This window comes from Aurantimonas sp. (assembly GCF_964217435.1).
GTDB lineage: Bacteria > Pseudomonadota > Alphaproteobacteria > Rhizobiales > Rhizobiaceae > Aurantimonas > Aurantimonas coralicida.
Map to the genome: position 1 here is coordinate 174492 of NZ_CAXPJM010000020.1, position 11988 is coordinate 186479.

Below are 11988 nucleotides of genomic sequence, written 5' to 3' on the forward strand. Positions count from 1 at the left end.
CTCAAAGGGGGCGCTGCGTCGGTGCCTCGTCGAGGACGCCCCAGTCTTGGTACAGTTCGCGCAGGGCTGTCAGGGACGGGTGGTCGAGCGTGCGCGCCAGATAGGCTTTAATCCGTGGGATGTGACGGAGATATTGCGGCTTGCCGTCGCGTTCCAGCAATCGCACGAAAATACCGAGGATCTTGGATCCGCGCTGGGCGGCCATGATGGCGTAGGCGCGCTCGAAACCGGCGGCGTCGAAACCGGCATTCCCGGCGCGCAGCGAGGCGTAGTGCGCGGTGAGCCGCGCCTCGAGTTCGGCCGACACGTCGACGCGGGCATCCTGTGCCAGCGAGGCGAGATCGTAGGAGGCCGGGCCGATCAGCGCGTCCTGGAAATCGATGAGGCCGATCCGGGCGAGACCCTCTTCAGCCGGGCGCCAGATGATGTTGGGCGAATGGAAGTCGCGCAGCACCAGGCTGGTCTCGGCATCGTCCAGCGCATCGAAGAGGCCGTTCCAGATCTGCGCGAAGTGCGCCGTCTCGTCGGGACTGGCCGATCGATGCCGGGCATGGGGCAGATACCAGTCGGGCAGGAGGTCCACTTCCATGCGCATGGCACGGCGATCATAGGGCGGCACCGTGTGCGAAATGCCATCCGTCACCGGCATGACCGGGTCCCAGCGGGTCCCGTGCAGGGCGGCGAGCGCCTCTGCCGCAGCCTCGTAGCGTTCGGGGACCGGATGCCCATCGGCGTCGAGCAGGGTCTCGCTGCCCAGATGCTCGATCAGCAGGAGGCCGGCGTCGAGGTCGGCACGGTGGATCCGCGGCGCCGCGAAACCTTGCGCTGACAATGCATTGGCAACGGCCACGAAGGGCGCCACGTCCTCGGCGAGATGGGCGATGCGGCTGTAGGGCAGGCCGTCGCGGATGGGCGGGCCGTCGGGCTGGCGCGGGGCGTCCATGACCACCAGCGTCTGGCCGTCCCGGTCCACCGTCTCGTAGCGGCGGCTGGAGGCATCGCCGCTGAAGCGGCGGCGGGGCTGATCGGCGCAGCCGGCTTCGGCGAGGAAGCGGCGGATCGCCAGCGAACGCAGGATGCGAGGGGCCGCCTCGGCATCGGCCCTCACATGGGCGGTCCGACCGCCGCCGGGGGCATTGTCCAGCGTGACCGTCACCGTGGCCGCGGCCAGTGCCGACGGCGCGTTCTGCGGCCATTCGACGAAGACGATGCCGTCCCGCGCCATCTCCTCGACGCCGAGCTCGTCCAGCTCGTCATCGCCCGACAGGCGGTAGAGATCGAGATGCGCCGCCGGCGGGATCGTCTCGTAGGGCTGCACCAGCGTGTAGGTCGGCGACGGCACCTCGAGCTCCGCGTCGTCGGCCAGGGTGCGGATCGCGGCGCGTGCCAGCGTCGACTTGCCGGCGCCCAGATCGCCGATCAGCGCGACGACGTCGCCTGCCGTCAGGGCCAGCGCCAGGTCGCCGCCGAGCCGCAGCGTGGCAGCTTCGTCGGCCAGCGGGATGCGGGCGATCTCCACGAGCTCGGGCGGGGCGTCGCTCGCGATCGTTGCCGGGCGTGTGGCGCTCATTCGGCGGCGTCCTCGAAGGCGTGATCGTCGCCATCGTGGCGCAGCGGGGCAGCCGGGTCGAGCGGGAAGTCGCAGATCACCGTCGTTCCCTCGTCCGGCGCGGACTGGATGCAGATCGTGCCGCGATGCAGTTCGACGAAGCTCTTGACGATGGACAGGCCCAGCCCGGCGCCGGAATGGCGCCCGCCGGCCGGATTGGATTCAAAGCGCTCGAAGACCCGGTCGATCTGGTCCGCCGGAATGCCGGGGCCGCGATCGGTGACGGCAAAGGAGATGGCGCGCGGGCCACGTGTGGCGACGACGTCGACGGCGGTGCCGGCCGGCGCGAAATTCGCGGCGTTCGACAGGAGGTTGAAGAGGATCTGGGTGAGCCGGTGGCTGTCGGCCATGAAGGTCTCGCCGGCCTTGTCGAGGTCGATCCGCAGCGTGACCTCGGCTTCCTCCAGCCGCTCCCTGATGCCGTCGGCCGCGTGCTCGACGGTGCTGACGATGTCCACTTCGGACAGGTCGAGCTCCATGATGCCGGCATCGACCGTGGCGAGGTCCAGAATGTCGTTGACGATGGTCAGGAGCGAGCTGGTGGAGACGGCGATGTAGTCGAGATACTCGCTCTGGCGTTCGTTGAGCGGCCCGGTCTCGGTGGAGCGCAGCAGCGCCGAGAAGCCGATGATGTTGGTCAGCGGCGAACGCAGCTCGTAGTTCACGTGCTGGACGAAGTCGTTCTTGATCTGGTTGGCCTGCTCCAGGGCCTCGTTCTTCTCGCGCAGCATCCGTTCGGCCTGACGCGCGTCGGAGATGTCGGAGAAGGTCAGCATGGTCTGGCCGTTGGGCAGCGGCACGATGGCGAAGGCGATGGTGCGGCCGGAGGACAGGGTCATCTCGCCGGTCTCGGTGTCGCGGCGGGTTTCGTCGAAGGCGGTGACCGACTGGCAGAACAGCGGCCAGCCGCCGACGGCGGACGCCGTGCCATCGGTGTCGGCGGCGGAGATCGTGCGGCGGATCGCGACGCTGGCGAGATCGGACAGGGTGTGGATGCGCGGCCGCGACAGGAGGTAGTCCGGCTTGAGCCCGAACAGCTCGGCGAAGGACGGGTTCGACAGCCGCAGGCGGCCATCGCTGCCGAACACCGCGACGGCCTCCGACAGATAGTCGATCGTCTCGCGCTGCAGTTGGACCGTGGCCTTCACCTGGCTTTCCAGATCGAGCTTTTCGGTGATGTCCTCGAAGATCCAGGTGGCGCCGCCCTGGGGCTGCGGCGTGGCGATGACGCGCAGCGTGCGGGCATCGGCGAGGTGCCACATCGTCTCGGTCGGCTCGGTCGCCCGGTAGGCGGCGAGGTCCTGGTCCTGGATCTCGCTGCGGAACAGCTTCTCCACCGGCAGGATGCCGCGGGTGCGCAGATGGTCGAGCAGGGCCAGATGGTCCGGCTCTGATTCCAGATAGGAATTGGTCAGGTCGAACAGGCGCTGGAAGGCGGCGTTGTGGTAGGTGAGGCGCGTCTTGTCGTCGAAGCGGGCGACCGCCGTGGTGAGCTGGTCGAGGGTCTCGGACTGGCTATTGATGGTCTGGCGCAGCTCCATGCGGACCTGCTCGGTTTCCGACACGTCGATGGCAAGACCGGCTGAGCCGAGCGGGCCGGTGGCTTCCACCACCGCGAAATTGCGGCGGTCGGCCGCGACCACCGTCGAGAGCTTGTCTGAGAAGACGGCGTGTTCGGCCAGTCGCGCGGCGATCGTCAGCCGATCCTGCTCGGACAGGAACTCCACCTGGCGTTCCAGACTGTCGGCAGCTTCCTTTGCGTCGACCGACGCCGCATAGGCGTTGTTCACCCAGCCGAGGCGTCCGTTGCGGTCGCGCAGCCAGACCGGGATCGGGGCGGCGTTGAAGAGATTCTGCATCGTCTCGATCATCGCGAGCGCATCGGCGCTGGCGATCTCGGCCTCCCGGACGCGCTCGCGCAGGCCCTCCAGGGCGACGAAGCGGACGACGGCGAGCCCGCCGATGGTCTTACCCGACGCTTCGATCAGGCGGCCATGGGGCAGGTCGATCTCGATGCTGAAGGGCTCGGCGTCATGGCGGAGCGCGGTGATCGCGGTCTGCAGCCGCAGCGCGACGTCGGCGGCCATCCAGTCGCCGAAGGACAGGAAGCGCTTTTCCTCGACCGGGGCGCCGGCAGGACCGGGCAGGGCGCCGAGGATTTCCGGCGCGCCGGGGCCGGAATAGACCAGAAGCCGCTCTTCGCCGGCTGTCAGGAGCATAGTGCGCGCTTCGGCTTCGGCCCGGCTTTCGGCCAGGCTGGCGCGCAGCAGGTCGTTCTCGGTGGCGGTCGCGGCGCGCTGGCGGATCAGGAAGACAGCGCTCAGCATCGAGGCGCCGATCAGCATGGCGACAAGGGCCAGGTAGAGAATGTCGGCCGGTCCCAGCATGGTATCGACGCCGCCCGCCAGCGACAGGAGCTGGGCCGAGGCCGGCGTGGGAGCCAGTGCCAGGATTGCGAGGCCGGAGCCGATGGCCCGCCGCCGGGCTGGCGATGCGGGTGTATGCGCGTGCCGGTCTGCCGTTGCGGTACGGCGCCCGTCGCAAGAATCCATTCGTGTCCGGAAAGCGCCGCCGCGCCCGGATCCACACCCCTCGTTCATTCCGTCAGTCCCCGTTCGTGTCAGCCAGCGTATCCCGGCGTCCTTGTCCCGGCCGCAGGCGCCATACCGCACGCACCGCCGCTGCCGGTGGCCCGTAATGGCAGTGCGAATGTCGGATTCGCAGTCAGCCGGGGCCGAAGCCAGAACACCGGAGATGCCCTGACGAGACGCAAAGAAACGCTGACGCAGCGACCGGTCCACCCACCGGCAGCCGCGATTCGGACATAGTAGCCACTGCGGAATCCTGCGCAATCCACAACAACGCGGCCGGCGGAAAAGAAAAAACCGCCGGGACGGCTTGCGCCCCGGCGGTTCATCTGATTCGGGCCCGGTGTCCGGGTGGGATCAGTAGCGGTAATGCTCGGGCTTGTATGGGCCCTGCTGTTCCACGCCGATGTAGGAGGCCTGCTCGGCGGACAGCTCGCTCAGCCTTGCGCCAAGCTTGGCGAGATGCAGACGGGCAACACGCTCGTCGAGATGCTTCGGCAGGACATAGACCTCGTTGCCGTACTTCTCGCCCTTGGTGAACAGCTCGATCTGCGCCAGCACCTGGTTGGTGAACGACGCCGACATCACGAAGGACGGGTGTCCGGTGGCGTTGCCGAGGTTCAGCAGACGGCCTTCCGACAGCAGCAGCATGCGGTTGCCCTTGGCGAACTCGATCATGTCGACCTGCGGCTTGATGTTCGTCCACTTGAGATTCTTCAGCGCGTCGATCTGAATCTCGTTGTCGAAGTGGCCGATATTGCCGACGATCGCCATGTCCTTCATCTCGCGCATGTGCTCGATGCGGATGACGTCCTTGTTGCCGGTCGTCGTGATAAAGATGTCGGCGCTGGAGACGACGTCCTCGAGCTGCACGACCTCGAAGCCGTCCATGGCGGCCTGCAGCGCGCAGATCGGGTCGACTTCCGTGACCTTCACGCGGGCGCCGGCGCCCTGCAGCGAGGCCGCCGAGCCCTTGCCGACGTCACCGTAACCGCAGACGACGGCGACCTTGCCGGCCATCATCACGTCGGTGGCGCGACGGATGCCGTCGACCAGCGATTCCTTGCAGCCATACTTGTTGTCGAACTTCGACTTGGTGACCGAGTCGTTGACGTTGATCGCCGGGAAGGGCAGCAGGCCCTTCTTCTGCAGTTGGTACAGGCGGTTGACGCCCGTCGTGGTCTCTTCGGTCACGCCCTTGATGGCGTCGCGCTGCTTGGTGAAGAAGCCCGGGGTGGCGGCCATGCGCTTCTTGATCTGCGCGAAGAGGATCTGCTCCTCCTCGTTGCCCGGGTTGGACAGCACGTCCTCGCCGGCTTCGGCGCGGGCGCCGAGCAGGATGTACATCGTGGCGTCGCCGCCATCGTCGAGGATCATGTTGGACGGCTCACCGTCCGGCCACTGGAAGATGGCGTCGGTGTAGGTCCAGTATTCCTCGAGGCTCTCGCCCTTGATGGCGAAGACCGGGATGCCGGCCTCGGCAATCGCCGCGGCGGCATGGTCCTGGGTCGAGAAGATGTTGCAGGAAGCCCAGCGCAGGTCGGCGCCGAGATCGCGCAGCGTCTCGATGAGGACGGCGGTCTGGATCGTCATGTGGAGCGAGCCGGTGATGCGCGCGCCCTTGAGCGGCTTGTCGTTGCCGAACTCCTCGCGGCAGGCCATCAGGCCCGGCATCTCGGTCTCGGCGATGTCGAGTTCCTTGCGGCCGTAGGCGGCGAGGGAGATATCCTTGACGACGTAATCCTGTGCGTTGGCCATGTGCAATCCATTCGTACGGTGGGAAATCGGGTGGTCGGCTGGGGTTTCCCCCGGTCGCATTGGCAGCGATCTACCAGTCTTGCGCCTTTCGGACAAGGGGACATAAACATTTGCTTATGTCTTGATTGGATGCGCCGCGCTTTGCCCGCGCCGGTTTTGGGGATAGCCTGCCGCGGCAATGCGCGGGAGGAGGAGACGGTGATGGGCCTGAGGTCTGGCATGCTGGCTGCGGGCCTGTGCGGGCTCCTTGTGGCGAACGGCCCCGCCGAGGCGGCCGGCGGCAGCGAGGGGGCGCTTGCGGGCAGCCTGTTCGAGTTCGCGCTGCCCTATTCGCCCTATCTGTTCGACCTCGCCCTCTATGCGGGCCGCGGTGTCGCGGAGATCACCTACGACGCGCGCCGTTACGACGATGTGACACAGGCGCTGATCGTGACGGGTCTGAAGATCCGCCGTGACGATTTCACCGCGGAGATCGGCCAGATGCGCCTGTCTGCCGAACAGGCGGTCTATGAATCCGTCGCCGTCGACACACGCGCCTTGCCCCTCGATCCGCCCGTGCGGGCCGTCCTGCAGCAGCTCGACCGGGAGGTCCTGACCGGCGACGTCGTCGTGGCCGGCCGCACCGACGTCGCGGCTGCCGACTACGACCTGCAGGCGTCGGTCGCGATCGATGGCGTGGGAACCCTCGACCTGTCCGCCGACCTTCGCGGCTTCCACATCCTACTGCCGCTGGACGAGTTCGAGGAGGGCGTGGGAAGCGACGATCCGGTGCTGGCAGGCCGCCTGCAATCGGCCGAGGCGAGCTTTACCGACGCCGGGCTGGTGGAGGCGCTCTACCATGTCGTCGGCGCGATGCAGGGCATGACCGCCGATCAGGCCCGCGGCACAGCCGGCATGATGGCCGGCATCGGCGTCGCGGCGGTGTTTGCCGACATGCCGGGCGCGCCCGATCCGCGATTGCAGGCCATGGCCCGCGAGTGGTCGGCAAGCGTCCAGGCGTTCCTGGCAAAGCCGGACCGGCTGAGCCTCAGGCTGGAGCCCGCCGCACCCTTCGATCTCGCCCGCCTGACCGGCAATGCGCCGGTGGGCGCCGCCGAGATCGTGGCGCTCGCACCGTCGGTTGCCGCCGGGCCGGCGCCGGCCATCGCGCTCCTCGATCCCGATACCCTCGTGTCGGGACCCGATGCGGACCTTGCCGCGGTGCTGACGACGGCTGACGCCCTGATCGCCGGCCGTGGCGTGCCGCAGGACATCGTGCGGGCGGTGACGATCCTCCTGCCGGCGGTGGAAAAGGACAACCGGGCGGCCATCGGGCTCCTGGCCCGTGCGCTGGCGCTGAACCCGCGCGTTGCGATCCCGCAGGACGGTCTGCGCGGTGCCTATGTGGCACTGCTGCTGGCGCGGGCTGACGGGATCGCCATCGCCGACGACAGTCTCGCGGCAGTCCAGGGGCGTCTCAGCCCGGAAGAGGTGGCCGCCGCCGAGGACGATGCGCAGTTGCGCTGGCGCAGGACGCCCGCCGGCGAAGCCCGTCACGCGGCGGAAGTCGCCGCCTTCGGCCAGCGCGACTGGGCGGCGATCCGGCGGCTGGCCTTCGGCTATTACGAAGGCATCGAGACGCCGCGCAACGGCATGCGGGCCTATGGCTGGGCGACCATCGCCGCGGCCGGCGGCGACCGCATCGCCGCGGGCCTGCGCGACGATCTCGTGGCTGCGGTGAATAGCGGCCGCTTCATCCTGCCGATGGAGCGGGCCAAGGCCGCCACCGCCGATCTGTGGAAGCTGCTGATTGCCGAGGCGCCGGATGCCGCGGGCGCCGAGCCGGAACCGGACGGCGACGAGGCGACCGCGACGGAGGGCGCGGACATGCCTGCTGCTCCCCCGGAAGCGGGTCAGGCCGGAAACGAAGACGCTGAAGAAGGCAGCACGGGCGAAGAGGGCACGAGCACCGTACCGACGCCGGACACCCGAGAGGAAGACGCAGCCGCAAGCGAGCCCGGCAACGCAGTGCCGCCGGCCGACTGAGCGGGCGCTGGGCAAGCCCGGCTAGCTGTCCTCGCCGAAACGGTTGGCAACGAGGCTCTCGATCGCATCGAGCGCGGCGTCCGCGTCATTGCCGGTGGCGGCGACCTCGATGGTCGTGCCCTTGCTGGCGGCCAGCATCATCAGCCCCATGATCGACTGGCCGCCGACGGTCATGCCGTCGCGCGAGATCGTCAGCTCGGCATCGAACACCTCGGCCGTCTGCACGAAGCGCGCCGAGGCGCGGGCATGCAGGCCGCGCTTGTTGACGATGGTCAGGGTGCGGGGCGGCGGGCTGTCGGGCCGGGTCATCGGGCTGGGCCTGCCGGCATCGGCCGGGGCGGGGCAATTAATATCGCTCGGAGTGCCGGCATTGGTGCTCACTTGCCGCTCAGCACCCGGCTGGCGACGTTGATGTATTTGCGGCCGGCTTCCTGCGCCTCGACGAGGGCGACCGCCAGCGGTTTTTCCTCGCGCACGCTGGCCAGCTTGATCAGCATCGGCAGGTTGACGCCGGCCAGGACGTCGACGCGATTGCCGTCCATGACGGAGATGGCGAGGTTGGAGGGCGTGCCACCGAACATGTCGGTGAGAATGATCACGCCGGCGCCGCGTTCCGCCCGGGCGACGGCCTCGACGATATCGACGCGTCGCTGCTCCATGTCGTCCTCGGGGCCGATCGAGATCGTCTCGAACGCGTCCTGCGGGCCGACCACATGCTCGACCGCGTGACGGAATTCATCGGCAAGCCGGCCATGGGTCACGAGTACCAGACCGATCATACGCCGTCCCTCACGCTAGTCTGGCCCGGCATCGCGGCGGCCTCCCTGAACTGCTGGGCCGTTCGGCCGCATATCTGCTGCGGGAGATGCGGCAAAGCCGACCTCCACGGGCGCGCATCCTCGCCATCCTTCGGCGGATACGCAAGTTAAATGATCACGCGCTGCGTACTTGCCGGTCACCATTGTCTCAGACGTCGTTGACGGGCGGTGAAAGCACCAGCGAGGCAAGGATGTCGGCGCCGAAGCCGGCCTCGCGTGCGGGCAGTTCCACCCGCCGGATCACCCGCCCGAGAATCTCCGCCGTCCGGGGCTCCGGCAACCGTTCGATGCCGACCGCATCGACCAGATCGACGACGAGGCCGAGGCGGGCGGAGGCTGCGAAAGGCTCCCGCAGGATGCCGATGCCGGAGACCTCGATCAGTCCGGCCAGCGCCGCCGGTGCCGACATCGAGATGGCGTTGCCGCCATCTTGGGCGACCACCACGCGGTCGTCGGCCACCAGCAGGGCTTCGAGGTTCAGCGCCGTGCAGCGGCGCAACGTCGACAGCGCCAGGGAGGACTTGCCGCTGCGCGCCGGGCCGCGGATCAGAATGCCGAGATCGCCGATCCGGATCGCGCAGCCGTGGAGATTGGCCGGCTCGCTCATTCGGCCGGGAAGGACACGATGAACCGCGCGCCCGCAACGCCGTTCGGCGCGTCGCTGTCGGCGATGTTCTCCGCCCGGATCGTGCCGCCATGGGCTTCGACGATCTGCCGGCTGATCGACAGGCCGAGGCCCGAATTCTGGCCGAAGGCCTCGGCCGAGGGCCGGTCCGTGTAGAAGCGCTCGAAGATCCGGTCGATGATCTCGGCCTGGATGCCGGGACCGTTGTCCTCGACCACGATGACGACGCGGCTGTTGCGACGGCGCAGGAGGACGTCGATGCGGCCGTTGGCTTCGGGCACGAAGGAGCGGGCGTTCTCGATCAGGTTGGTAAAGACCTGGCTCAGCCGCAGATCGTGGCCGGTGACCACGTAGCCGTCCTTGATCGAGCCGGGCAGCGCCTGCTTGTCGAATGTGATCGAGACCTGCCGGTCGGGCTTGGACTGGCTGCGGGCACCCTCCACCACGGCGCGCAGGAGTTGGGCGAGGTCGACCTTGCTGGCGATCTGGCGGGCCAGCTCCGCATCGAGGCGCGAGGCGTCCGAAATGTCGGTGATCAGCCGGTCGAGCCGGCGCACATCGTGCTGGATGATGTCCAACAGGCGTTCGCGCGAGGCGTCGGTGCGGGCCAGCGGCAGCGTCTCGACGGCGCTGCGCAGCGAGGTCAGCGGATTCTTGAGCTCGTGACTGACATCGGCGGCGAAGGTCTCGATCGCGTCCATCCGGGCATAGAGCGAATTGGTCATGTCGCGAAGCGCGGTGGCCAGATTGCCGACCTCGTCGGCACGGTCGCCGAAATCGGGGATCGCGGTGCGTTCGTTGACGCCGCGTCGCACCCGGATCGCGGCTGCCGACAGGCGCCGCAGCGGCGTCGCGATGGTCGAGGCGAGCAGGATCGACAGGACGATGGTCACCAGCGAGGCGACGGCGAAGGTCCGCACGATGGCGGTCCGCTCGGCCTGCACGATCTTGTCGATGTCGCCGCCCTGGGTGGACAGCATGAGAACGCCGAGCACCGCCCGGAAGCGCTGGATCGGCACGGCAACGGAGACGATCAACTCGCCGCCCTCGGTCGCCCGCACCACCGTGGCCGGGCCGCCGGTCAGCGCGTTCATCACCTCCGGATAGGCGGCACCCGAGCCGCCCGGCGTCTCGCGATAGACCGGCAGGTCGCGGCGCTGGAACAATTGCTGGAACCAGTCGGCCAGCATTTCGCCGAAGCCCGGCTCCTCGTCCACCGCGACCGGCGGCAGCTCGTAGCGCAGGATCTGCCCGCGCGAGTACAGATGCCGGGAATCGAGGATGAGATTGGCGTCGCGGTCGTAGAGGCGCGCCCGGGTGCGGGTCGGCGAGATCAGTCGTCTGAGCAGCGGGGCGACCCGCTCCGGATTGATCGGAAAGTCGAGGCTGTCGGTGGAATCCGCACTCGGCGCCAGCGTGTCGCCGGCCTGGAGCTCCAGGAGACGCTCGGGATCGAGGGTGATCGAGTTGGTCTCCACCGTCGCCGACGAGGCGATGGCGCTGGCGATGATCTCGCCCTGGGTCAGGAGGCTCTCCACCCGCGCGTCGATCAGCCCGGCGCGGAACTGGTTGAGATACAGGATGCCCGAGACGAGGACGATCAGCGCGACGAGATTGAGGAAGACGATGCGCCGCGTCAGCGACGAGAAGATCGTGTGCCCGAGCAGCCAGCGCGTGCGGTAGAGCACCCGGCGGATGAACGGCAGCCGGCGCAGGCGGCCGCGCACGATCGCCTCGCGCCGCCGTCGGTTGCGCCGCTCCGAACCGCCATCGCCGGCTTCTGTTTCGCTGATGGACACCATCGACCTTTCTAGGGCCCGCTCACGCTTCCCGGAAGCGGTAGCCGACCCCGTAGAGGGTCTCGATCATGTCGAAGTCGTCGTCGATCGCCTTGAACTTCTTGCGCAACCGCTTGATGTGGCTGTCGATGGTGCGGTCGTCGACATAGACCTGCTCGTCATAGGCCGCGTCCATCAGGGCGTCGCGGCTCTTCACCACGCCGGGCCGCTGGGCGAGGGAGTGCAGGATCAGGAATTCGGTGACCGTCAGCGTCACCGGATGGCCGGTCCAGGTGCAGGTGTGGCGTTCCTGGTCCATCACGAGCTGGCCCCGCTCCAGCGAGGATTCGGGCACCGGGCCGCCGGGCTTGGCTGCCTCGCGCGGCGCGCCGCGCCGCAGGATCGCCCGCACCCGCTCGACCAGCAGGCGCTGCGAGAACGGTTTGCGGATATAATCGTCGGCGCCCATCTTAAGGCCGAACAATTCGTCAATTTCCTCGTCCTTGGAGGTGAGGAAGATGACCGGGATGTCGGATTTCTGGCGCAGGCGCCGCAGCAGCTCCATCCCGTCCATGCGCGGCATCTTGATGTCGAAGATGGCGAGATTCGGCGGTCGGGACTGCAGGCCCTCCAGCGCGGACGCGCCGTCGGTGTAGGTCTCGACCCGGTAGCCCTCATTCTCCAGCGCGATCGAGACCGACGCGAGAATGTTCCTGTCGTCGTCGACAAGGGCGATGGTTGGCATTGCGATCTTCTCCAGTTTCCGTCCCTCGCCGCGACGTGCGTG

Annotated in this window: 9 protein-coding genes; 1 reads left to right on the forward strand and 8 read right to left on the reverse strand. The window is 68.2% G+C overall.

From position 1 onward, the window contains the following. Position 1: 1 nt before the first annotated feature. The 3 genes from tsaE to ahcY form a co-directional block, all read right to left on the reverse strand. The gene (gene tsaE / locus ACEQX1_RS09210; RefSeq protein ID WP_370192452.1) at positions 2–1570 is read right to left on the reverse strand and encodes a tRNA (adenosine(37)-N6)-threonylcarbamoyltransferase complex ATPase subunit type 1 TsaE; all 1569 of its coding nucleotides are present in this window, start codon (positions 1568–1570) and stop codon (positions 2–4) included. After that, positions 1567–4161, reverse strand: a complete 2595-nt coding sequence (locus ACEQX1_RS09215; RefSeq protein ID WP_370192454.1) for an ATP-binding protein — start codon at positions 4159–4161, stop codon at positions 1567–1569. The genes tsaE and ACEQX1_RS09215 overlap by 4 nt, the downstream gene beginning before the upstream one ends. 393 nt (positions 4162–4554) lie before the next feature. Then, the gene (gene ahcY / locus ACEQX1_RS09220) at positions 4555–5955 is read right to left on the reverse strand and encodes an adenosylhomocysteinase (RefSeq protein WP_024349467.1); all 1401 of its coding nucleotides are present in this window, start codon (positions 5953–5955) and stop codon (positions 4555–4557) included. A gap of 201 nt (positions 5956–6156) precedes the next feature. Here ahcY and ACEQX1_RS09225 point away from each other — a divergent pair, with 201 nt between their 5' ends. After that, a complete protein-coding gene (locus ACEQX1_RS09225; RefSeq protein WP_370192456.1) occupies positions 6157–7980 on the forward strand; it encodes a hypothetical protein in 1824 nt (607 codons plus the stop codon). 21 nt (positions 7981–8001) lie between these two features. Here the strand turns inward: ACEQX1_RS09225 and ACEQX1_RS09230 are convergent, their stop codons facing one another. From ACEQX1_RS09230 to ACEQX1_RS09250, 5 genes are all read right to left on the reverse strand, one after another. Continuing rightward, on the reverse strand, positions 8002–8289 hold the full coding sequence (locus tag ACEQX1_RS09230; RefSeq protein ID WP_370192458.1) for an HPr family phosphocarrier protein: 288 nt from the start codon (positions 8287–8289) through the stop codon (positions 8002–8004). Between the two features lie 68 nt (positions 8290–8357). Next, on the reverse strand, positions 8358–8759 hold the full coding sequence (locus ACEQX1_RS09235) for a PTS sugar transporter subunit IIA (RefSeq protein ID WP_009211079.1): 402 nt from the start codon (positions 8757–8759) through the stop codon (positions 8358–8360). A 187-nt stretch (positions 8760–8946) separates the two neighbouring features. After that, positions 8947–9405 carry an HPr kinase/phosphorylase gene (locus ACEQX1_RS09240; RefSeq protein ID WP_370192460.1) on the reverse strand — a complete coding sequence of 153 codons (459 nt, stop codon included), beginning with the start codon at positions 9403–9405 and terminating at the stop codon, positions 8947–8949. After that, positions 9402–11225, reverse strand: a complete 1824-nt coding sequence (locus ACEQX1_RS09245; protein WP_370192462.1) for a stimulus-sensing domain-containing protein — start codon at positions 11223–11225, stop codon at positions 9402–9404. Before ACEQX1_RS09245 ends, ACEQX1_RS09240 begins: the two co-directional genes overlap by 4 nt. A 19-nt stretch (positions 11226–11244) precedes the next feature. Continuing rightward, the gene (locus ACEQX1_RS09250) at positions 11245–11946 is read right to left on the reverse strand and encodes a response regulator transcription factor (protein ID WP_009211076.1); all 702 of its coding nucleotides are present in this window, start codon (positions 11944–11946) and stop codon (positions 11245–11247) included. Between the last annotated feature and the right edge of the window lie 42 nt (positions 11947–11988).

Excerpts from the sequence above, each read along its gene's own strand:
- tsaE (WP_370192452.1), bottom strand. The coding sequence starts at position 1,570 with ATGAGCGCCACACGCCCGGCAACGATCGCGAGCGACGCCCCGCCCGAG.
- ACEQX1_RS09215 (WP_370192454.1), bottom strand. The coding sequence starts at position 4,161 with ATGGATTCTTGCGACGGGCGCCGTACCGCAACGGCAGACCGGCACGCG.
- ahcY (WP_024349467.1), bottom strand. The coding sequence starts at position 5,955 with ATGGCCAACGCACAGGATTACGTCGTCAAGGATATCTCCCTCGCCGCC.
- ACEQX1_RS09225 (WP_370192456.1), top strand. The coding sequence starts at position 6,157 with ATGGGCCTGAGGTCTGGCATGCTGGCTGCGGGCCTGTGCGGGCTCCTT.
- ACEQX1_RS09230 (WP_370192458.1), bottom strand. The coding sequence starts at position 8,289 with ATGACCCGGCCCGACAGCCCGCCGCCCCGCACCCTGACCATCGTCAAC.
- ACEQX1_RS09235 (WP_009211079.1), bottom strand. The coding sequence starts at position 8,759 with ATGATCGGTCTGGTACTCGTGACCCATGGCCGGCTTGCCGATGAATTC.
- ACEQX1_RS09240 (WP_370192460.1), bottom strand. The coding sequence starts at position 9,405 with ATGAGCGAGCCGGCCAATCTCCACGGCTGCGCGATCCGGATCGGCGAT.
- ACEQX1_RS09245 (WP_370192462.1), bottom strand. The coding sequence starts at position 11,225 with ATGGTGTCCATCAGCGAAACAGAAGCCGGCGATGGCGGTTCGGAGCGG.
- ACEQX1_RS09250 (WP_009211076.1), bottom strand. The coding sequence starts at position 11,946 with ATGCCAACCATCGCCCTTGTCGACGACGACAGGAACATTCTCGCGTCG.